The 21486-nt window shown below is 72.6% G+C and carries 16 protein-coding genes; 7 read left to right on the top strand and 9 right to left on the bottom strand.

Annotation, left to right across the window (positions count from 1 at the left end):
• Positions 1-215: 215 nt before the first annotated feature.
• Positions 216-3617 (bottom strand): hypothetical protein, encoded by a 3402-nt coding sequence (locus tag EDF20_RS03570; protein ID WP_133737720.1) that lies wholly within the window; start codon positions 3615-3617, stop codon positions 216-218.
• 180 nt (positions 3618-3797) lie between these two features.
• Between EDF20_RS03570 and EDF20_RS03565 the strand changes: the two genes are divergently transcribed.
• A complete protein-coding gene (locus tag EDF20_RS03565; RefSeq protein ID WP_133737719.1) occupies positions 3798-5297 on the top strand; it encodes an MFS transporter in 1500 nt (499 codons plus the stop codon).
• A gap of 13 nt (positions 5298-5310) precedes the next feature.
• Here the strand turns inward: EDF20_RS03565 and EDF20_RS15580 are convergent, their stop codons facing one another.
• The 4 genes from EDF20_RS15580 to aroA form a co-directional block, all read right to left on the bottom strand.
• Entirely contained in the window at positions 5311-5460 is a 150-nt protein-coding gene (locus tag EDF20_RS15580) for a hypothetical protein (RefSeq protein ID WP_166644747.1), read from the bottom strand.
• Between the two features lie 196 nt (positions 5461-5656).
• Positions 5657-6616 carry an inositol monophosphatase family protein gene (locus tag EDF20_RS03560; RefSeq protein WP_133737718.1) on the bottom strand — a complete coding sequence of 320 codons (960 nt, stop codon included), beginning with the start codon at positions 6614-6616 and terminating at the stop codon, positions 5657-5659.
• A 316-nt stretch (positions 6617-6932) separates the two neighbouring features.
• A complete protein-coding gene (gene rsgA / locus EDF20_RS03555) occupies positions 6933-8066 on the bottom strand; it encodes a ribosome small subunit-dependent GTPase A (protein WP_123546406.1) in 1134 nt (377 codons plus the stop codon).
• Positions 8067-8073: 7 nt separating this feature from the next.
• Positions 8074-9492: a 3-phosphoshikimate 1-carboxyvinyltransferase gene (gene aroA / locus EDF20_RS03550; protein ID WP_133737717.1), complete on the bottom strand. Its 1419-nt coding sequence runs from the start codon at positions 9490-9492 to the stop codon at positions 8074-8076.
• Between the two features lie 72 nt (positions 9493-9564).
• On the opposite strand from aroA, the gene EDF20_RS03545 reads away from it, so the two are divergent.
• Entirely contained in the window at positions 9565-10317 is a 753-nt protein-coding gene (locus EDF20_RS03545) for a sigma-70 family RNA polymerase sigma factor (protein ID WP_233568966.1), read from the top strand.
• Complete coding sequence (locus EDF20_RS03540) at positions 10314-10556, top strand: zf-HC2 domain-containing protein (RefSeq protein WP_123546403.1); 243 nt, start codon at positions 10314-10316, stop codon at positions 10554-10556. The genes EDF20_RS03545 and EDF20_RS03540 overlap by 4 nt, the downstream gene beginning before the upstream one ends.
• 19 nt (positions 10557-10575) lie before the next feature.
• Here the strand turns inward: EDF20_RS03540 and EDF20_RS03535 are convergent, their stop codons facing one another.
• A complete protein-coding gene (locus EDF20_RS03535; RefSeq protein WP_123546402.1) occupies positions 10576-11019 on the bottom strand; it encodes a hypothetical protein in 444 nt (147 codons plus the stop codon).
• A gap of 57 nt (positions 11020-11076) precedes the next feature.
• On the opposite strand from EDF20_RS03535, the gene EDF20_RS03530 reads away from it, so the two are divergent.
• On the top strand, positions 11077-11517 hold the full coding sequence (locus tag EDF20_RS03530; RefSeq protein ID WP_123546401.1) for a GNAT family N-acetyltransferase: 441 nt from the start codon (positions 11077-11079) through the stop codon (positions 11515-11517).
• A gap of 84 nt (positions 11518-11601) precedes the next feature.
• Here EDF20_RS03530 and EDF20_RS03525 read toward each other — a convergent pair whose 3' ends face one another.
• Positions 11602-15417: a multifunctional oxoglutarate decarboxylase/oxoglutarate dehydrogenase thiamine pyrophosphate-binding subunit/dihydrolipoyllysine-residue succinyltransferase subunit gene (locus EDF20_RS03525; protein WP_133737716.1), complete on the bottom strand. Its 3816-nt coding sequence runs from the start codon at positions 15415-15417 to the stop codon at positions 11602-11604.
• 123 nt (positions 15418-15540) lie between these two features.
• Here EDF20_RS03525 and EDF20_RS03520 point away from each other — a divergent pair, with 123 nt between their 5' ends.
• The 3 genes from EDF20_RS03520 (at position 15541) to EDF20_RS03510 (ending at position 19586) form a co-directional block, all read left to right on the top strand.
• Positions 15541-16977, top strand: a complete 1437-nt coding sequence (locus EDF20_RS03520; protein ID WP_123546399.1) for a GuaB1 family IMP dehydrogenase-related protein — start codon at positions 15541-15543, stop codon at positions 16975-16977.
• 150 nt (positions 16978-17127) lie between these two features.
• Positions 17128-18552 (top strand): hemolysin family protein, encoded by a 1425-nt coding sequence (locus EDF20_RS03515; protein ID WP_133737715.1) that lies wholly within the window; start codon positions 17128-17130, stop codon positions 18550-18552.
• Positions 18549-19586 carry a hemolysin family protein gene (locus EDF20_RS03510; protein WP_133737714.1) on the top strand — a complete coding sequence of 346 codons (1038 nt, stop codon included), beginning with the start codon at positions 18549-18551 and terminating at the stop codon, positions 19584-19586. The genes EDF20_RS03515 and EDF20_RS03510 overlap by 4 nt, the downstream gene beginning before the upstream one ends.
• An 82-nt stretch (positions 19587-19668) precedes the next feature.
• Here the strand turns inward: EDF20_RS03510 and EDF20_RS03505 are convergent, their stop codons facing one another.
• Positions 19669-20832 carry an NADH:flavin oxidoreductase/NADH oxidase gene (locus tag EDF20_RS03505; RefSeq protein ID WP_133737713.1) on the bottom strand — a complete coding sequence of 388 codons (1164 nt, stop codon included), beginning with the start codon at positions 20830-20832 and terminating at the stop codon, positions 19669-19671.
• Entirely contained in the window at positions 20829-21464 is a 636-nt protein-coding gene (locus EDF20_RS16125) for an HAD family phosphatase (RefSeq protein ID WP_123546395.1), read from the bottom strand. Before EDF20_RS16125 ends, EDF20_RS03505 begins: the two co-directional genes overlap by 4 nt.
• Between the last annotated feature and the right edge of the window lie 22 nt (positions 21465-21486).

Below are 21486 nucleotides of genomic sequence, written 5' to 3'. Positions count from 1 at the left end.
GTGCTCATCGCCCTAGCCCAGCGCCGGGGGACATGCGTGGGGCACCCAGACGAGGCCCCTGTGACGAGCCTAAGGAGATCCGCCCACCATTTCCGGGTCCGTCGGGTGGTCGCCGGATGGTCTCGGCCCTCGAACGGGTGACGAGCCGGGTGGTCCAGATGGGGGACACGGGACAGGCGCGGCGAGTTCGCCGTGCCCGTCCTGTCGCGGCTCGGTCAGCGACGCTGGTGTCGACCGCCGCCCGTCCGGAGGCGCGCGACCGAGACCGCACCGATGCCGGCCACGAGGAGCATCGCCGCGACGCTCGCGAGCCAAGCGCTCTCGGCACCCGTGAACGCGAGACCGGCGCGACCGGCCGTCGTGCCGCCGCCGCCGCCGTTCCCGACGCCGGGTGCCGTGCCTGCTCCCGGACCGGGCGCGACCGGCGTGACGGTGACCGGCCCGACGGGGCCCGTCCCCGGGTCGACGGGCGGCGTCGAGGGATCGGTCGGCGACGTCGGCACCGCTCCGGCCTCGACCGCGACGACGTCGGCCGCCGAGGTGACGAGCGTCCCGTCGGGGGCGCTGCCGGTGGCGCGGGCCGTCGTCCGCACGGTGCCGTCGCCTGCTGCGGCGGCGAGCACGTCGCGGTCCGTCACCGTCCGCGTGGCGGTGAAGGTGACCGACTCGCCCGGTGCGAGGTCCGCTGACTCGGGGGCGAGACCCTGGGCGTCGGGGTCCGCGACCGAGACGCCGGTGAGGCTCAGCGTGCCGTCGTTCCGGACCACGTAGCGGTACGTGACGACCTCGCCTGCGTCGGCCACGCCGTTGCCGTTGGTGTCGGTGAGCACGGCCGTCACCTCGATCGACAGGCCGGCGGTGCCGGGGGCGACCGGCGTCGGGATCGCGAGGGCGACCTCGGGTGACGTCACCGCGCCTCCTTCCGGGTCGGTGGCCGTGGCGACCGCCGCGGCGCCCAGGTCGGTGCCGGCGTCCACGTCGGCCTGCGTGACCACGTAGCTGCCGGTCACGGTGACGGATGCTCCCGGTGCCAGCGACGCGGGCGGCGCCGTCGTGACGGGGGTGCGCGGCGCCGTCACGCCCAGGCCGGTCAGCGTCGCCGTGCCCGTGTTGGTCGAGGTGTACGTGTAGGTGATCGTCTCGCCTGCGTCGGCCGCGCCGTTGCCGTCGGTGTCGGTGAGCACGGCCGTGAGCTCGAGGTCGAGGCCGCCCACGGCAGCGAGCAGCGGCGTGCTGCCCGAGGCCGCGGGGCTGTCGATCGTGGTGCCCTCCGGAGTCGTGCCCGTCGCCGTGGCGGTGACCACGAGAGGGTCGCCCGCGTCGACGTCGGCCTGCGTGACGGTGCGGGGAGCGGACGTGAAGCGGACGGTGCCGTCGGGGGCGGCGGTCCCGTCGCCGACGCGCTCGGGCCGCAGCACGCCCGGGCCGGCGATGACGATGTCGGTCAGGCTCGTGTTGCCCGCGTTGGTCACGACGTACTCGTACGAGATCGTCTCGCCCGGGTCGGCCAGGCCGTTCCCGTTCGTGTCGTCGAGCACGGGCACGACGTCGACCGCCAGCGCGTCGTCGGCCGCGGCGGTGAGGGTCTGCACCGAGGCGGGCGCGGTGGTGAGCGGCCCGTCGACCCCCGTGGCGGAGGCGGTGGCCGTCTCCGTGACGGGGGCCGGGCTGTCGACGTCGGCCTGGGTGATCGTCGTCGTGGCCGTGTAGGTCACGGAGGCGCCCGGGGCGAGGGACGCCGGGTCGCCGCTCAGGACCACGACTCCGGTGCCGCGCGTCGGGGCGAGGGCGACGCCGGTGAGGGTGCTCGTGCCCGTGTTGGTGACCGTGTACTGGTAGGTGACGACGTCGCCGAGACCGGCCAGGCCGTCGCCGTCCGCGTCGGTGCTGAGGGCCTGCTCGACGCCGAGCTCGAGCAGGTCCGAGGCCGTCAGGAGGGGCGTCGCGACGACCGAGGGGCCGCTGGCGGCCGTCAGCCCCGAGGGCGACGAGCCCGTGGCAGAAGCGGTGTTGACGAGCGGGCCGCCCGCGTCGACGTCGGCCTGGGTCACCGGGCGGTCGGACGTGAAGGTGCGGGTGCCGCCCACCACCAGGGCGACCCCGGTGGTGTCGACGGCCGGGGCGGATCCCGTGTCGACGGCGAGGCCGCCGAGGGGCGTCTCGCCCGTGTTGGTCACCGTGAAGCGGTAGCGGATCGTGTCGCCCGGGCCGGCGACGCCGTCGCCGTCCGCGTCGATCAGCTCGGCGGTCTGGGTCAGGCCCACGGCGGGCTGCAGCTGGTCGAGCGGCGCGGTGGCCGTCGACGGGTCGCTGACGATCGGCGCCCCGTTGCCGGCGTCGACCGCGCGGGCGGTCGCCGTGTTCGTGAAGGTCGCGGTCTGCGCGTCGGCGGTGGTCACCGTGTGCCCGCCCGTGCAGACGGTCGTGGCTCCCGGCTGGCCGACAGGGGCGAGGGTCGTGGTCGGGCAGCTGAGGCCGTCCGCGAGGGCGTCGGCGATCGACAGGGCGTTGAGCCTGACGACGGAGGTGTTGCTGACGGTGAACGAGTAGTCGATGCGGTCGCCGACGGCGTATCCCTCGGTCGGCGTCGAGCTCGAGACGGACTTGACGACGTTGAGCGCGCCGAGCTCCTGCACCGACGAGACGGAGAGGTTGCGGATCAGGTGCACGTCGGTCGCGCCGCCCGTCGAGCCGAGGAAGCCGAGCTTGTAGGTGTCGGGGGCGGCGTCGGTCATCTGGTGCTCGAGCACGCGCAGGTAGCCGCGGCCGTCGTGGAAGTCGATGTCGACGGTGACGAGGGGGAGCGCGTCCGGGCTCAGGGTCACGCGGACGGAGTCGCGGCTGGTGTCGTCGGCGCCGGTGCCGCGCAGCGAGCCCGGCAACGTCGAGGCGAACCGGTCGCCGCCGGTGTTCGCACCCACCGTGCCGGCCAGCCAGCAGTAGCCGGTGGTGCCGCTGCCGGGGCCGCGGAGCGACACGGCGTTCGGCACGAAGCCGGGGCCGACCTCGGGCGGGGTACAGGTCGCGTCGCGCAGTTCGGTGGGGTTCGCGAAGTTGCCGTAGGCGTCGAGGCCGATGCCGACGTAGCCGCCGACGACGCCGGGGTCGCCGTTGCGGTTGCCGTAGCCGAGCGAGCCGCCGTCGGCGCCCGTCATGGTGAGCTGCTCGCCGCCGTCGGTGAGGAAGAAGCCGATCCCGTCGCCTCCGTCGCCGCCGTCGGGGCCGTACTGCCACTGGTCGAACTCGACGACGAGGCCGCCGTTGCCGGGGATGGCCTGGTTGTAGACGACGCCGCCGCGACGGAAGCCGCTCTCGGCGTTCAGCTGCAGGAAGCCGGGGGTGCCGACCGCGGGCGACCCGCTCAGGTCGGAGCACTGCGACAGGTTGCTGCTGCCGGCCGGGGCCGCCGCGGTGGCCCCGGTGAGGCAGGCGTCGTTGAGGCCGCGCCAGGCCGGGTCGGCGATCGAGCTGCCGGTGAAGGACTCGGTCAGGAGGGGCGTGCCGGCGGCGTGGGCCGGCCCGGCGACGAGGAGGGCGGGGGAGACGGCGGCCGCGGCGACCGCGAACGCGACGAGCGTCCGAGTGAGCCGGCCACGGGGTGTCGTGACGCTGCGCATGGGGATCCTGATCCGTGAGGGCCGGCCCAGGTGACAGGTCGGCGTCGACTTGAGTGATCTTCACACGGATCAGGGAGGCACGACAGGGGCGAGGACCGCCGAACGGGCGCACGCTCGCAAACGGGCCAGGCATCCCCGGTGAGAGCCGTGCAGTCTCTGCAGGTGTATGACGGAACCTCCATGACGAACGCGCCCGACACCTCCTCCGTGCCCACCTCCTCCTCGTCGTCGGGGTACGACGAGCGTCAGAAGTGGCAGGCGTTCTGGGTCTGCGTAGGCGTCGCGGCGCTGACGATCCTCGACCTGTCGAAGGTCAACGTGGGCCTGCCGAGCATCGAGGCGTCGCTCGGTGCCGGACCGACGGCGCTGCAGCTCATCGTCGCGGGCTACGCCCTCGCCTTCGGCCTGTCGCTCGTGCCGTCGGGCCGCCTCGGCGACCTCAAGTCGCGGCGCCTGATGTTCGTCATCGGCCTCAGCTCGTTCACCGTGGCCAGCGTGCTCTGCGCGATCGCTCCCACCGTCGAGCTCCTCGTCGCCGCGCGCATCCTGCAGGGCGTCGCGGCGGGGATCCAGATGCCGCAGGTGCTCGGCCTGATCCAGCAGCTGTTCCAGGGACGCGAGCGCGGCCGTGCCTTCGGCCTGTTCGGGGCGGTCATCGGCGTCTCGACCGCGTTCGGCCCCACGATCGGCGGCCTGTTGATCGCGGTGGGCGGCGCCCAGGACGGCTGGCGCCTCCTGTTCTGGATGAACGTGCCGCTCGGCATCGTCGCCATCGTCTTCGCCCTCAAGCTGCTGCCCCGCACCTCGACCGCCCCGAGCGGGCACAACGAGCTCGACCTCATGGGGATCGTGCTGCTCGGGCTGACGATCCTCACCCTGATGCTGCCGTTCGTGCTGACGACCGGCCAGGGCGACGACCCGCTGCGCTGGCTGTTCCTGATCGGGTTCGCGGGGTTCGGTGCCCTCTTCGTCTGGTGGGAGCAGCGCTACAAGGCCCACGGCAAGTCGCCGGTGGTGCACTTCTCGCTGTTCTCGCTCGCGTCGTACCGCAACGGCACCCTCATCGCGACCGTGTACTTCTGCGCGCTGCCCGCGACGTTCCTGCTCACGACGCTCTTCCTGCAGCAGGGGCTCGGCCTCGAGCCCGTCTACGCCGGCATGGTGACCATCCCGTTCGCGCTGACCAGCGCGGTCGCCGCGTTCTACGGCGGACGCATCGTCGAGAAGTACGGCCGGAGCCTCGTCGTGCTCGGCCTCGTGCTCGTGGGGGTCGGCTTCGTCGTCCTCCTGCTGGCCGCGACGCTCACCCCGCCCGAGTACACGCCGTGGGCGATGGCGGGCGGCATGCTCGTCGCCGGCACCGGCGGAGGCTTCGTCATCTCGCCGAACCAGACCCTGACCCTGGCGGAGGTGCCGGTCGAGATGGGCGGGGTCGCCGGCTCCATGGGCCAGGTCGGCCAGCGCGCCGGCACCGCCATCGGCACGGCCGCGGCGGTCTCGACCTTCTACTCGGTCATCGCCGGACGCAGCGAGGGCTCGACCCTCGACATCTACCACGAGGCGTACCGCAGCGGGTTCCTGGTGACCATCGCCCTGGTGGCGGGAGCGCTCGTGCTGGCGCTGCTCGACCTGCGGGCGCGCAAGCAGGGGCGGGTGGGCGAGGCGGCCGACGCCTCCTAGCAGCTGCTGCCGCTCAGGCGGCGGGCGACTGCGCGGCCGCGGCGTCGAGCCAAGCGGTGATGTCGACGGCGAGCGTGCGGGGCAGGTCGACGGCGGCAGGGTCGACGCGCGTGACCGTGCTGGTGTGGGCGGCGACGAGGGAGGCGGCGGTGACGACGGACATGGGGGGCTCCTCTGCGAGACGGTCTGGTTGGCGGGGCCGCCGCGGCCCGTCGAGGTGACGACGGACCGCGGGGCTCCTGGCTCGCTCACCCGCCCTTCGGCGGGACCCCTCCGGGGTGTGGCGACTGCCTGCGGCCAGTCAAGCCGACCGGGTGTTTCGTCAGCATCAACCAGAGGGACCGGTTCCCGGCCGGGGCCTACACCGAGCGGATGACCCTCGGTGCCGCGTCGGGGGAGGCGGCGACGACCGCGAGGACGTCGTCGTGCAGCAGGCCGTTCGTCGCGAGGGCACTACCGTGCCACGGGCCGGGCCCGCCGTCGGCGCTCGTGAACCGGCCTCCCGCCTCCTCGACGATCGGGATCAGCGCCGCCATGTCGTAGGGCTCGAGGCCGAGCTCGCCCGCGACGTCGAGCGCACCCTCGGCGACGAGCAGGTACGACCAGAACTCGCCGTAAGCACGGGTGCGCCAGACCTGCTCGGTGAGCGTCAGCAGCCGCTCGAGCCGGCCTGCCTCTCGCCAGTACTCGAGGCCGTTGTAGCTCAGCGACGCGTCGGCGAGCTCGCGCACGCCCGAGACGCGCAGGGGGGTCGTGCCGTGCTCGGACGAGAACGCTCCGCCGCCCGTGCTCGCCCACCAGCGACGCCCGAGTGCGGGGGCGCTGACGACGCCGAGGACGGGGACTCCGTCGACGACGAGCGAGATGAGCGTCGCCCAGACGGGGACGCCCCTGAGGAAGTTGGCGGTGCCGTCGATCGGGTCGACGATCCACTGGCGGCGGGGGACCGCTCGGGCGTGGCCGGCAGCATCGGTGCCGGTGCCGGTGCCGGTGTCGTCCGTCGCAGCGGCGTCCTCGTGGGCGCTGTCGACCCCGGCTGCGTCGTCTCCGTACTCCTCGCCGTAGAAGGAGTCGTCGGGGCGCTCGGACTCGATCCCGGCCCGGATGGCCCGCTCGACGGCCTGGTCGGCGTCGGTGACGTGCGTGCGGTCGGGCTTGAGCGACACGTGCAGGTCGGCGGAGCGGTAGCGCTCCGTGCTGATCGCGTCGGCCGCGTCGGCGAGCGTGAGCGCGAGCCTAAGGTCGGCGGCCCAGCGGGTCCCGCCGTCGGCGGCGTCGGCAGCGGCGTCGGACGAGGAGGCGCGGGTCGGGTCGGTCACGCTGCCAGCGTACCGAGCGCACTCGGCCGACACCGCGCCTCCTCGTCTCCGCACTGCGTACCGGTCACATCTCGGGGGTGGGGATCGCAGAGCGAGAGCGATCCTGCTCCCAGTGCCCCGCTTCTCGCGAGAAACGCTTCGGCGACGGCGGATCACTCTCAAATTTGAGAAAGCAGCTGGCAAATGCCGACCAGAGGGCCTCGCATTCTGCTGCAGAACAGGGAAATCCGGTTGTTGCAGGGTGCGCGGTCGGCATTTGCGGGCCCGGGTACGGGTCCGGATGCGAATGACCGCGGCGGCGGCGGCGGCCGGCCGGCTAGCGCGGCGGCTGCTCGTCCGAACGTGCGTCCTCGTCGCGGGCGGCCTGCTCGCGGCCGCTGACGCCGCCCTTCGAGGCGAGCAGCGTCTGCAGCGAGGCGAGCCGCTCCCGCCCGACGTCGCCGAGCTCGCCGGCCTCGACGCGGTCGACGATCTCCCAGTCGTGCGCCTCGGCCAGCGGGATCCCGTCGCGCGAGGGCTTCTCGGAGGGGCGGGCGTGCCGGGCGAACGACCGCAGGATGTTCTCGGGGTCGACGTGCCCGAGCCCGAACGAGCGGACGCCCGGGGTGTCCACGATCCAGCCGCCGCTCGGCACCTTGAACGAGACGGTCGACGACGACGTGTGCCGACCGCGTCCGGTCACCGCGTTGACGACGCCGACCTCGCGCTGCGACCCCGTGAGGGCGTTGACGAGGGTCGACTTGCCGACGCCCGAGTGCCCCACGGTCACGGTGACGTGCCCGTCGAGCAGCTCGCGCAGCTCGTCGAGCACCGGCGAGGGCGACCCGTCGGGCAGGGGGTCGAACGACGTGGAGGTGGTGGTCACGATCCGCAGGTCGAGGCACGAGAAGTGGGCCGCGAACGGCGCGGGGTCGGCGAGGTCGGTCTTCGTGATGCAGAGGATCGGCTCGACGCCCGCGTCGAAGGCGGCGACCATGTAGCGGTCGACGAGACGGGGGCGCGGCTCGGGGTCCGCCGCGGCGACGACGATGAGCATCTGGTCGGCGTTGGCCACGATGACGCGTTCGACGGCGTCGCTGTCGTCGGCGCTGCGGCGCAGCAGCGTCGTCCGCTCTTGCACCTTGACGATGCGGGCGAGCGACCCCTCCGCCCCGCTCGTGTCGCCGACGACGCCGACCCGGTCGCCCGTGACGACGCTCTTCTTGCCGAGCTCGCGGGCGCGGGCGGTCGTGATCTCGCGCTCGTCGGGGGTGCCGGCGTCCATCAGCACGCCGTAGCGGCCGCGGTCGACCGTCCAGACCACGCCCTCCTCGGCGTCCGCGTACGCGGGCCGCTGCTTGGTGCGCGGCCGGTTGGCCTTCGGGTTCGGCCGCTGTCGCACCGAGCTCTCGTCGTACTGGCCCCAGGCCTCGTCCTCGACGGCGTCGTCGCCGTCGTTCCACCAGCTCACCGGGGGCCTACAGGAACCCGAGCAGGTCGATGTCGGCCGGTCGCTCGACGACGCGGCGGCCGAGCAGGTCGTCCCACAGGTCGACGAACTGGGGCAGCGTCTTCGAGACGACCCGGACGTCGTCGAGCTCGACGCCGTCGACCGCGAGGCCGATGATCGCCGCGGCGTGGGCCATGCGGTGGTCGCCGTAGGTGCGCCACTGGCCGGCGTGCAGGGGCGAGGGCTCGACGTGGAGGCCGTCGTCGAGCTCGGTGACGAGGCCGCCGAGAGCCGAGATCTCGCTCGCGAGGGCGGCGAGGCGGTCGGTCTCGTGCCCGCGCAGGTGACCGATGCCCGTGATGGTGCTCGGACCGGAGGCGAGGGCGGCCAGGGCGACGAGGGCCGGGGCGAGCTCGCCGCCGCGGGACAGGTCGACGTCGACGCCGGGCAGCGAGCCGCCGCCGATCAGGCCGTCGCCGCCGTCCACGGTCAGCACGCCGTCGACCAGCGACACGGTCGCGCCCCAGAGCGGCAGCAGCTCGATCAGGTCGGCCCCGACCTGCGTCGTCTCGGCCGGCCAGTGCGCGATCGAGACGGTGCCGCCGGCCACGAGGGCCGCGACGAGGAACGGCGCGGCGTTCGAGAGGTCGGGCTCGATGGTCAGCTCACGTCCGGCGATCGCGGTGGGGGGCACCTCCCACACGCCGGGCTCGGGGGTCGCGACGGCCACGCCCCGCTGCGCGAGCGCGTCGATCGTCATCTCGATGTGCGGCGTGCTCGGCAGCACGTCTCCCGTGTGGCGGAGCGTCAGCCCGCGTGAGAAGCGCGGGGCGGACAGCAGCAGGCCGGACACGAACTGGCTGGAGGCGGACGCGTCGATCTCGACCTCGCCTCCCTCGACCTCGCCCGTGCCGTAGAGGCTGAAGGGGAGCGAGCCGCGGCCGTCGTCCGACACGTCGACGCCCAGGGCGCGCAGCGAGTCGAGGGTCGCGCGCATCGGGCGGCGCCGGGCCGCCTCGTCGCCGTCGAAGGTGACCGGGCCGAGGGCGAGCGCCGCGACGGGGGGCAGGAACCGCATGACGGTGCCGGCCAGGCCGCAGTCGACGGTCGCGCCGCCCGTGAGCTCGCCGGGCGTGACGACGAGGTCCGGGCCGAAGGGCTCGCCCGACTCGAGCTCGTCGATCGTCGTGCCGAGCGCGCGGAGCGCCGCGATCATCAAGGAGGTGTCGCGCGAGTGCAGGGGAGCCCGCAGCGTCGAGGGGGAGTCGGCCAGTGCCGAGAGCACCAGCTCGCGGTTCGTCAGCGACTTCGACCCGGGCAGCGACAGGGAGGCGCGGAGCGGCCCGGCGGCGCGGGGCGCGACCCAGCGCCCGTCGTCGACCGTCGGGGGAACGCCGCCGTCGTCGTAGGGGGAGAACTCGGGCCCGGAATACCTGTACACCTGCATCGGTTCACCAGGGTAATGCAGCGACGACCTGGAGGACACGTGCCCACAGCACTTGCACCGAGGCGGATCACCGTGGCCGAACTAGAATCGGCCGTGATGATCACCCCCGAGGGCGACGAGCCCACACCCGCGACCAGCGCGACCGCACCCGACCCCGTCGAGGCCGGCGGCGGCGTCGCCGAGGCGACCGTCGAGGCCGTGGCGGCCGTCGAGGCGTCGGACGAGGGCGAGCCCGACCTGCGCGCACTGTTCGAGGAACAGGCCCTGCCGTTCATGGACCAGCTCTACGCCGCGGCGATGCGGATGACGCGCAACCCGGCCGACGCCTCCGACCTCGTCCAGGAGACGTTCGTCAAGGCCTTCGCGGCGTTCCGGCAGTTCCAGCAGGGCACGAACCTCAAGGCCTGGCTGTACCGGATCCAGACGAACACGTTCATCAACACGTACCGCAAGAAGCAGCGCGATCCCTACCAGGGCACGATCGACGAGCTCGAGGACTGGCAGATGGGCGGCGCCGAGTCGGCGACCCGCACCTCCGGCTCCACCCGCTCGGCCGAGGCCGAGGCCATCGACCACCTGCCGGACAGCGCCGTCAAGGACGCGCTCCAGAAGGTCCCGGAGGACTTCCGCATGGCGGTCTACTTCGCGGACGTCGAGGGCTTCTCGTACCAAGAGATCGCCGACATCATGAAGACGCCCGTGGGCACGGTGATGAGCCGTCTGCACCGCGGCCGCCGACTCCTCCGGGGACTACTCGCCGACTACGCCCGTGACCGTGGGATCGCGGTGCCGGCCGGCACGACATCGAAGGGCAGCACCAAATGACCGACTGCGGTTGCGACAAGGCGAAGGCCGAGCTCGAGGAGTTCCTGCACGACGAGCTCTGCCGTGAGGACGCCGCCGACATCCGGGAGCACATGGCCACGTGCGCCGACTGCTCGGGTGAGCACAAGGTGGGCATCGTGCTGACGGAGGCGGTGCAGCGCGCCTGCAAGGAGACGGCTCCCGAAGACCTGCGCTCGACCGTGCTCGCGCGCATCCGCGACCTGCAGGCCTCGCACTAGGCCCTGGGGGGCTGGCCGGTCAGGCCAGCGTCGCGTCCTCGCGACGTGCCGCGTGCGCCACGACGTCGTCCCAGAGCAGCTCGAGGGAGGGGTCGCCTGCGTCGCCCGTCCGCTGGACGACCTTCGAGACGGCCGGCACGCAGAGGCGGAAGTCCGGCTCGCCGACCACCAGCACGAGCGGGTCGCTGCCGGTGCCGGAGCAGAGCCGCCCGCCGTACTCGCGGCGCACCGTCTCGAAGAAGTAGCAGGCGGCGCCGAGCGAGACCGCGTCGGGCACCCCGTCTGCGTCCACGTCGCCCCGGTGACGGGCGAGCACGGTGTCGAGCGCACGGACGGAGCCCGGGCTGAAGTCGAGCGAGGCCGCGTCGTCGCGGTGCCCGCCCTTCGCGACCGACTTGACGAAGCGGGCTGCCTCGTCGGCGACGTGCTGCTCGGGCGTCGAGTTCCGTGTGAAGAGACCCATGACGATCGACCCTATCGTCCGACGTCACAGGTCGTCGACCTGCGCTAGCGTCGTCGCATGACCGCCACGGTGGAGATCCTCGCCAGCCCGACGTCCGACGACCTCGACGACCTGGTGGCCCTCGTCGGGCTGCTCGGCCACTCGCTCGACGCCGAGGTGCTCTCGGCTCGCCTGTCCCACCTCACCGCGGCCGCGGGGCACGAGACCTGGGTCGTCCGGGGCGACGACGGCCGCGTGGTCGCCGTGGCCGGCGCGCACGTGCGATGGGCCTACAACGCCGACGCCCCGACCGCGCAGCTGCTGCTGCTGGTCGTCGGGGAGGCGGCCCGCCGGGACGGCACCGGCTCGCACCTCCTGCAGCACTTCGAGGAGTGGTCGCGCGGCCACGGAGCCCGCACGCTCGAGGCCGTCTCGGCCGCAGCCACCGACTCCGCCCACCGCTTCTACCGCAAGCGTGGCTACCACGAGGCCGGCGTGCGCTACTCGAAGCTCGTCTGACCCCTCGAATCGCCGCACGGCCGACGACGACGGCCGCCCTCCTGCGGGGAGGGCGGCCGTCGTCTTCGGTGCGGGGCGTGGACGCTAGAGCGTGAGCGCCGCCGCGATCAGCTCGGCCTGCTGGGCCGCGCTCGCCTTGGTCGAGCCCGCGGCGGGCGAGGCCGACGCAGGTCGCGAAGCGACTGTGATCCGGCGGTCGAGGTGCTTCTGCAGCTCGAGGACGACGAACGGCCAGGCGCCCTGGTTCTCCGGCTCCTCTTGGGCCCAGACGATCTCGGCCGAGGGGTAGCGCGACAGCACCTCGCGGATGCGGTCGAGCGGCAGCGGGTAGAGCTGCTCGAGGCGGACGAGCGCGATGTCGTCCTGCACGCCGCGCTTGTCGAGCTCGGCGGTGAGGTCGTAGTGGATCTTGCCGGAGTGCAGCACGATCCGCTTCGTCGCCGACGGGTCCTGGACGCGGGTGCAGTCGAGCACCGGCTCGAACCGGCCGCTCGTGAACGCGTCGACGCCGCTCGTCGCGCCGCGGAGTCGCAGCATCGCCTTCGGCGTGAAGACGACCAGCGGGCGGCGGGGGCGTGCGTACGCCTGGCGGCGCAGCAGGTGGAAGTAGGAGGCGGGGGTCGAGGGGCGCGCGATGGTCATGTTGTCCTCCGCGCACATCTGGAGGAACCGCTCCATCCGGGCCGACGAGTGGTCGGGCCCCTGCCCCTCGTAGCCGTGCGGCAGCAGCAGGACGACGCTCGAGCGCTGGCCCCACTTCTGCTCGGCGCTCGAGATGAACTCGTCGATGATCGTCTGCGCGCCGTTGCTGAAGTCGCCGAACTGCGCCTCCCACATCACGAGCGCGTCGGCCCGCTCGACCGAGTAGCCGTACTCGAAGCCCATCGCCGCGTACTCGCTGAGCAGCGAGTCGTAGATCCAGAGGTTCGCCTGGTCGTCGGTGATGTTCTGCAGGGGCAGCCACTCCTGGCCGTTCTCCCGGTCGTGCAGCACCGAGTGGCGCTGCACGAAGGTGCCGCGCCGGCTGTCCTGTCCTGCGAGGCGCACCGGGGTGCCCTCGGTCAGGACCGAGCCCATCGCCAGGAGCTCGGCGAAGGCCCAGTCGATGCCGCCGTTCCGGCTCATGTCGACGCGCTTCTTGAGCAGCTGCGAGAGCTTCGGGTGCACCGAGAAGCCCTCGGGCGGGTTGTCGTGCGCGTCGCCGATCGCGTGGATCAGGTCGAGGTCGACGCCCGTGCTCTCGGGCTCGCCCGAGGCGTCGTCCCGCTGCGACCGGGGGCGCTCGAGGTCGTCGACGTCGCCGTTGTCGTCCGTGATGACGGGCATCGATCCGGTCTGGGCCGCGTGCGTCTCCTGGAAGGCGCGTTCGAGGCGGTCCTGGAAGTCGCGGTGCGCGCCGTCGTACTCCTCCTGCGTGATGTCGCCGCGGCCGACGAGGGCCTCGGTGTAGAGGGTGCGGACGCTGCGCTTGGCCTCGATGAGGTTGTACATCAGCGGCTGCGTCATCGAGGGGTCGTCGCCCTCGTTGTGGCCGCGGCGGCGGTAGCAGATCAGGTCGACGACGACGTCGCGCTTGAACTGCTGGCGGTACGAGAACGCGAGCTCGGCGACCCGGGCCACGGCCTCGGGGTCGTCGCCGTTGACGTGGAACACCGGCGCCTGGATCGTCTTCGCCACGTCGGTCGAGTAGATCGACGAGCGCGACTCGGACGGCGGGGTCGTGAAGCCGACCTGGTTGTTGATCACCACGTGGATGGTCCCGCCGACGCGGTAGCCGCGCAGCATCGACATCTGCAGGGTCTCGACCACGACGCCCTGGCCGGCCATCGCCGCGTCGCCGTGGATGAGGATGGGGAGCGTGCCGAAGACGCCCTTCGGGCCTCGGTCCTGCTTGGCGCGGACGATGCCCTCGAGCACGCCGTCGCCGGCCTCGAGGTGCGACGGGTTGGCGGCGATGTAGACGGGGATCGTCTCGCCCGTGGCGCTCGTGAACTCGCCCTCGGTGCCCAGGTGGTACTTGACGTCGCCCGAGCCCTGGACCGTCTTCGGGTCCTGGGTGCCCTCGAACTCGCGGAAGATCTGCCCGTAGGTCTTGCCGGCGATGTTGGTGAGCACGTTGAGGCGGCCACGGTGGGCCATCCCGATCGCCACCTCCTCGAGCTCCTCGCGGGCCGCCTGCTGGATGACGGTGTCGAGCAGGGCGATGGCGGACTCGCCGCCCTCGAGGCTGAAGCGCTTCTGGCCGACGTACTTCGTCTGCAGGAACGTCTCGAACGCCTCTGCCTCGTTGAGCTTCGCGAGGATGCGCATCTGCTCGTCGTGCGACGGCTTCACGTAGGGCACCTCGACGTGCTGCTGCACCCAGGCGCGCTGCGCGGGGTCCTGGATGTGCATGTACTCGACGCCGATGGTGCGGCAGTACGAGTCGCGGAGGATGCCGAGGATGTCGCGCAGCAGGGCTGAGGTGTGCCCGCCGAGGCCGCCGGTGACGAACTCGCGGTCGAGGTCCCAGAAGGTGAGGCCGTGGCTCTCGATGGCGAGGTCGGGGTGGCTGCGCTGGCGGTACTGCAGCGGGTCGATGTCGGCCATGAGGTGGCCGCGGACCCGGTAGCTGTTGATGAGCTCTTGCACCCGAGCCGTCTTGCCCACGCGCTCGGCGAGGTTGACGTTGATGTCGGGGTTCCAGTGGATGGGCTCGTACGGGATGCGGAGGGCCGCGAAGATCTGCTCGTAGAAGCCGCGCTGGCCGATCAGCAGCTCGTTGACCTTCTTGAGGAACTCGCCCGAGCCGGCGCCCTGGATGACGCGGTGGTCGTAGGTGCTCGTGAGCGTGACCGTCTTGCCGATGCCGAGCTCGACGAGCGTCTTCGACGACGTGCCCTGGAACTCGGCGGGGTAGTCGAGCGCGCCGGCGCCGATGATCGAGCCCGCGCCCTTCATCAGGCGGGGCACGCTGTGCACCGTGCCGATGCCGCCCGGGTTCGTCAACGAGATCGTGTTGCCCTGGAAGTCGGCCGCGGTCAGCTTGTTGTCGCGGGCACGGCGGACGACGTCCTCGTAGGCCGACAGGAAGTCGGCGAAGGTCATCTCGTCGGCCTTCTTGATGCCGGGGACCAGCAGGGCCCTCGTGCCGTCGGGCTTCGGGATGTCGATCGCGAGCCCGAGGTTGATGCGCGCCGGCGTGACGACCGAGGGCTTGCCGTCGACCTCGTCGTAGAAGACGTTCTGGCTCGGGAACTCCTTGAGGGCCTGGACGAGCGCCCAGCCGATGAGGTGCGTGAACGAGACCTTGCCGCCGCGGGCGCGCTTGAGGTGGTTGTTGATCACGATGCGGTTGTCGATCATCAGCTTCGCGGCGACGGTGCGGACGCTGGTGGCGGTCGGGACGCTCAGGCTCGCGTCCATGTTCGTGGCGAGCGACTTGGCCATGCCGCGGAGGGGAGCGACCTTCGCCTCGGGCTCCGGTGCGGGCTCGGCGCTGCTGCGGGCCTTCTCGGGGGCCTTGGCGGGCGACTCGGCCGGGATCGGCTTCTCCGACGGCTCGACCGAGGTGGTCTTGGCGGCCTTCTTGCCCGCGGGGGCGGCCGGGGCAGGTGCGGGCGCGGCGGGCTCGTTCTCACCGGGGGCGCCGGTCACCTCGTCGGGCACCTGCGCCTCGCCGCCGGACGCCTGGTCGGCTGCGGGGGCCTGGTCGGCCGCGGGGGCCTCTGCGGAAGCAGGGGCCTCGGCCGGCGTCGCGGCCTCGGAGCCGCCCGAGGGCGTGTAGGCCTCGAGGACGGGCCACCACGACTCGTCGACCGCGGACTTGTCGACCACCCACTTCTCGTAGAGCTCGTCGACCAGCCACTCGTTGGCCCCGAAGGCACCCTCGTCGGTCGTTCCCGTCACGTGGCTCGTCACAGCCGATCGCCCACTCTCCGTTGATCGTTCGATGTCACGGCGGGCAGCGGCGCCCGCCGGGGACCAGCTTAACAACGTCCGCCTGGCCGCGTCCCGACGACCCGCAGGGATTACCGTTGACCCATGAGGTTCTACGAGACGACGCCGACCCACGACCTGACGTACTCCGACGTGTTCCTGGTGCCCAGCCGCTCGTCGGTGACGAGCAGGCTCGACGTCTCGCTGGCGCCGGGAGACGGCACGGGCGCCACCGTCCCGATCGTCTCGGCGAACATGAACTCCGTCACCGGCCCCCGCCTCGCGGCCACCCTCGCCCGGCGCGGCGGCCTCGGGGTCCTGCCGCAGGACATGCCGCTCCAGGAGCTGGACGCGGCCATCCGCTGGGTCAAGTCGCAGCCCGTCGAGTGGGACACCCCCTGGTCGCTCGACCCGGGGGAGACCGTCGCCACGGCCCTCACCCGCGTGCCCGCCGTCGAGGGGCACGGCATCGTGCTCCACGACGCCGACGGCGGGTTCCTCGGCTGCATCGCCGCCTCCCGGCTGGCCACCGCACCGCGCGACGCCGTGCTGGGCGACCTGCTGCACGGCGCGCTCACCTCGCTCGACGCGGACGACGTCGACTCGCCCCGGGCCGCCTTCGACCGCATGGTCGCCGCCGAGATCGACTTCGCGCCCGTGCTGCGACACGGGCAGGTCGTCGGCACGGTGAGCCGCAAGAGCGCGCTCCGGTCGACGATCTACCAGCCGGCACTCGACCGCGACGGCCGCCTCCGGGTCGCCGCTGCCGTCGGCATCAACGGCGACGTCGAGCAGAAGGCCCGCGCGCTCGCCGCCGCCGGCGTCGACGTGCTCGTGCTCGACACCGCGCACGGCGACCAGGACGGCATGGTCGCCGCGGTGAAGCAGGTGGCGGCCGCGGGGCTCGGCCTGCCGATCGTCGCCGGCAACGTCGTCACCGAGGAGGCGGTGCGCCACCTCGTGGGCGCGGGCGCGGACGTGATCAAGGTCGGCGTCGGCCCCGGGGCGATGTGCACCACCCGGATGATGACCGCCGTGGGCCGCCCCCAGTTCTCCGCCGTGCTCGAGACGGCGGCGACCGCCCGGTCGCTCGGCGCGCACGTCTGGGCCGACGGAGGCGTCCGCTACCCGCGCGACGTCGCCCTCGCCCTCGCCGCCGGCGCGTCGTCGGTGATGATCGGCTCCTGGTTCGCCGGCACGGTGGAGGCGCCCGGCGAGCTGGCGACCGACGAGCGCGGCCTCTACAAGGAGAGCTGGGGCATGGCGTCGACGAAGGCCGTCCAGGGCCGATTCGGCCGGCTCGACCCCTTCGAGCTCGCCCGCAAGACGCTCTTCGCCGAGGGCATCTCGTCGTCGCGGATCTACCTCGACCCGCTGCGGCCGGGCGTCGAGGACCTGCTCGACATGATCACCTCCGGCGTGCGCAGCTCGTTCACCTACGCGGGTGCGCGCACCCTGCCCGAGTTCGCCGAGCGGGCGCTCGTGGGCATCCAGTCGGCGGCGGGCTACGAGGAGGGCAAGGCGCTCCCCGTCAGCTGGTGACGAGGCTCCTCGCCTGCTGACGAGCAGATGGGGCCGACCGGTGACGGACGGGGCGTGCAGCGGCTAAGATTCCCTCTCTATGGATGACCCTCCGTCTCAGCCCGCTGCACCCTCACACCATCCCGTGACTCAGGGCGGTGCTCCGTCGTCGTGAACGAGTGGATCCTGCTCGCGATCGGCATCGCCCTCACGATCGGCACCGGCCTCTTCGTCGCCAGCGAGTTCTCGTTGGTCAACCTCGACCGCTCCGACCTCGAAGCCCGTCAGGCCAAGGGCGAGAAGGGGCTCGCGCCGACCATCGGTGCCCTCCGCATCACGTCGACCCACCTCTCCAGCGCCCAGCTCGGCATCACGCTGACGACGCTGTTGACCGGCTACACGATGGAGCCGGCGATCTCCCGGCTGCTCGCGCCGCCCCTCCTCGGGGTCGGCCTGCCCGAGCCCGTGGTCACGGTCGCGGGGCCGGTCGTCGCGATCGTCGTCGCGACCCTGCTCTCGATGATCGTCGGCGAGCTCGTGCCCAAGAACTTCGCGCTGGCTCTGCCGCTGCGGACGGCGAAGCTCGTCATCCCGTTCCAGGTCGGATTCACGACGGTGTTCCGTCCCGCCGTCGCCCTGCTCAACAACACGGCTAACGCGATCCTGCGGGGTGTCGGGATCGAGCCCAAGGAGGAGCTGTCCGGCGCGCGCACCGCCGAGGAGCTCTCGTCGCTCGTGCGCCGCTCGGCCTTCGAGGGCAGCCTCGACCTCGACACGGCGACCCTGCTGGCGCGCACCCTGGCGTTCAGCGACCACACGGCCTCCGACGTCATGACGCCGCGGCCGCGCCTCTCGACCGTCACGCGCACCGACTCGGCCGAGACCGTGCTGCAGCTGGCCCGGCGCACCGGCCTGTCGCGGTTCCCGGTGACCGACGACGGCATCGACGACGTGGTCGGCCTCGTCCACGTCAAGCAGGCCGTGTCCGTGCCGCGGGAGAAGCGGGCCGACGTGCCCGTCTCGGCGCTGCTCACCGACGCCGTGCGCGTCCCCGAGACCATGACGCTCGACAACCTGCTCGGCGAGGTCCGCGGCCGCGGCTACCAGATGGCCGTCGTCGTCGACGAGTACGGCGGCACGGCAGGCGTCGTCACCCTGGAGGACCTCATCGAGGAGCTCGTCGGCGAGGTGTCGGACGAGCACGACCGCAGCCGCGTCGACGTCGTCCGCTCGCGCAACTGGCTGACGTTCCCCGGGCTGCTGCGCCCCGACGAGCTGCTCGAGCGCGCGTCGGTCTCGGTGCCGGAGGACGGCCCCTGGGAGACCGTCGGCGGCTGGGTGATGAGCGAGCTCGGACGCCTGCCCGTCGTCGGCGACGTCGTCCAGTCCGAGGCGGGCACGTTCCGCGTCGAGCGGCTCGACGGACGGCGCATCGACCGGATCAGGTTCACGCCGACGCCCGAGGACGAGGTCGTCGAGCAGCCCGAGCGCGGTGGCCGCGCCGAGCGTGCGAGCCGGGCCGAGCGCGCCGGCAGGTCGGACGCGCCGGCGTCGATGCGCGGCGTCGACGCCCGTCAGAAGGAGTCGGCCCGATGAGCGACTGGTGGGGCATCGTCTGGCTCGTGCTGCTGCTGATGGGCAACGCGTTCTTCGTGGCGGCGGAGTTCGCCGTCATCTCGGCGCGCCGGTCGCAGATCGAGCCCAAGGCCGAGGCCGGCAGCAGGGCGGCCAAGACCACCCTCTGGGCCATGGAGCACGCGACGATGATGCTGGCGACGACCCAGCTCGGCATCACGATCTGCTCGCTGCTCATCCTGAACGTCTCCGAGCCCTCCATCCACCACCTCCTCGAGGGCCCGCTCGGCCTGACCGGGCTCAGCGAGCAGCTGGTGAGCGTCGTCGGTTTCGTCATCACGTTGCTGCTGGTGTCGTTCCTGCACGTCGTGCTCGGCGAGATGGTGCCGAAGAACATCTCGTTCTCGCTGCCGGACAAGGCGGCGCTGCTGCTGGCGCCGCCGCTCGTGGCCGTGGCGCGCCTCCTGCACGTCGTCGTGGTGTCGCTCAACTGGTCGGCGAACGCCGTCCTGCGGGCGTTCCGCGTCGAGCCGAAGGACGAGGCCGCCAGCGCGTACACCGTCGACGAGGTGGCCACGATCGTGGCGCAGTCGCAGCGTGAGGGGACCCTCCGCGACGGCAGCGGCACGCTCCAGGCCGCGTTCGAGTTCACCGAGAAGACGGTCGACGACGTGGCCGTGCCGATGTCGGGCCTCGTCACCCTGCCCGAGGACGCCACCCCGGGCGACGTCGAGCGGGCCGTCGCGCAGAACGGCTTCTCGCGGTACGTGCTGGTCGACGACGCCGGCGACCCGACGGGGTACCTGCACCTCAAGGACGTCATCGACCTCGACGAGGACGAGTTCGGCGACCCGGTGCCGCCGAAGCGCATCCGCCAGCTGATCTCGATCTACCAGGGCACCGACCTCGAGGACGCCCTCGCGACGATGCGCCGGAGCGGCGTGCACGTCGCCCGGTCGTTCGACGAGCGGGGCGACACCCAGGGCGTCCTGTTCCTCGAGGACATCCTGGAGGAGCTGATCGGCGAGGTGCAGGACGCGACCAGGCGGTCGTAGGTCGGACCGGACGACGACGGCCGCGCCGCCCCTCGGGGTCGGCGCGGCCGTCGTCGTGTGGGCCGGTCGGGCCCCTCAGGCCCTAGGAGGTGCGGAACGGCGCCCGGAGGTACTGCTCGGGCCAGTAGTCGAGCTCGACGCCCAGCTCGGCCGCGGCGCGCAGCGGGAAGTGCGGGTCGCGGAGGAACTCGCGGGCCATCAGCACGACGTCCGCCCGGCCCTCGGCCACGACGGCCTGCGCCTGCCGGGCCGACACGATGAGGCCGACGGCCCCGGTCTCGACCTCGGCCGTCTCGCGCACGTGCTGCGCGAACGGCACCTGGTAGCCGAGGCCCACCGGGATCGTCACCCCGGCGACGAGCCCGCCGGTCGAGATGTCGAACAGGTCGGCGCCGGCGTCGCGCGACCAGGCGGCGACGGTGGCCGTCTCGTGCTCGTCCCAGCCGCCCTCGGCCCAGTCCGTGGCGGAGAAGCGGACGAGCAGCGGCAGGTCGTCGCCGACCTCGGCCCGCACGGCGCGGACGACGTCGACGAGGAGGCGCGCCCGGTTCTCGAGGGAGCCCCCGTACTCGTCGGTGCGCTCGTTGCTGAGCGGCGAGAGGAACTGGTGCAGCAGGTAGCCGTGGGCGGCGTGCAGCTCGATCAGCCCGAAGCCGGCCTCGACCGAGCGGCGGGCGGCGGCGCGGAACGCCTCCACGAGCCCGACGATCTCGTCGCGGGTCAGCTCGCGCGGCGCGGCGTAGCCCTCGAAGGCGACCGCGGACGGCGCGACGGTCGGCCAGCCGCCCTCGGCCTCGGGGACGGAGCCCTGGGTCTCGCTCCAGGGGCGGAACGTGGACGCCTTGCGCCCGGCGTGAGCGAGCTGGATGCCGGGGACCGAGCCCTGCGAGCGGACGAACGCGGTGATCGGCTTGAGTGCCTCGACCTGCTCGTCGTTCCAGATGCCCAGGTCCTGCGGCGAGATGCGGCCGTCGGGCGTGACCGACGCGGCTTCCGAGATGACGGCGCCCGCGCCTCCTCGGGCCAGCGAGCCGAGGTGCACGAGGTGCCAGTCGGTGGCGACGCCGTCCTGCTCCTCGGCCGAGTACTGGCACATGGGCGCGACCCAGAGCCGGTTGCGGAACGTCTGGCCGCGCAGCGTGACGGCGTCGAAGAGGCCGAGGGGGGAGCCGCCCTGCGTCGAGGCGGGAGAGGTGTCGGAGGTGGGGGAGGGTGCAGCGTCCGTCTGGGTCACGAGAGCGGTCATCGCCTTTCGGTGGGGAGGCCCGCGAGCCCCTCGACGAACAGTCGGAGCGGCTCGGGGCCGGTGAACAGGTGCCCGGTGATGCCGAGGGCCTGGGCGGCCTCGACGTTGTCGGGCCTGTTGTCGATGAACACCGTGTCGGCTGCGGTTGTTCCGAGCTCGGCGAGCACGTGCCGGAAGATCGAGGCCGACGGCTTCAGGTCGTCGAGCTCGGCGCTGACGAACACCTGCTCGAACAGGTCGCCGAGGGGCGAGTGGCGGAACGGCGAGGCGAAGTCCTGGCCGGCGTTCGAGAGGATCGCGAGGCGCGTTCCGCCGTCGGCGAGGTCGGCGATCACGTCGAGGGTGCCGGGCTCGGGCACGAACCACGACGGGAAGTCGGCGGCCCACAGCTCGTGGACGCGGGTGCGCGACCAGTCGGCGCCGGTGTCGGCCTCGACGGCGCGCCAGTATGCGGTGGCCGTGAGGCGGCCGTGGTCGAGGGCGTGCCGGTGGGCACCGTAGCTGGGCCAGAGAGCGGCGGGCTCGACACCGGCGAGTTCCTCGATGCGCCGACGCGAGGCGTCGTCGGGGAACCGGGAGATCACCTCGCCGTAGTCGAAGACGACGGTGCGGCCGGGGATCGAGATGCTCATCCTCCCACCGTATCGGCGGCCC

This window comes from Frigoribacterium sp. PhB116, from assembly GCF_004364285.1.
Taxonomy (GTDB): Bacteria; Actinomycetota; Actinomycetes; order Actinomycetales; family Microbacteriaceae; genus Frigoribacterium.
Note: the sequence above shows the minus strand (reverse complement) of the source record. Positions and strands in the feature narration are given on the sequence as shown.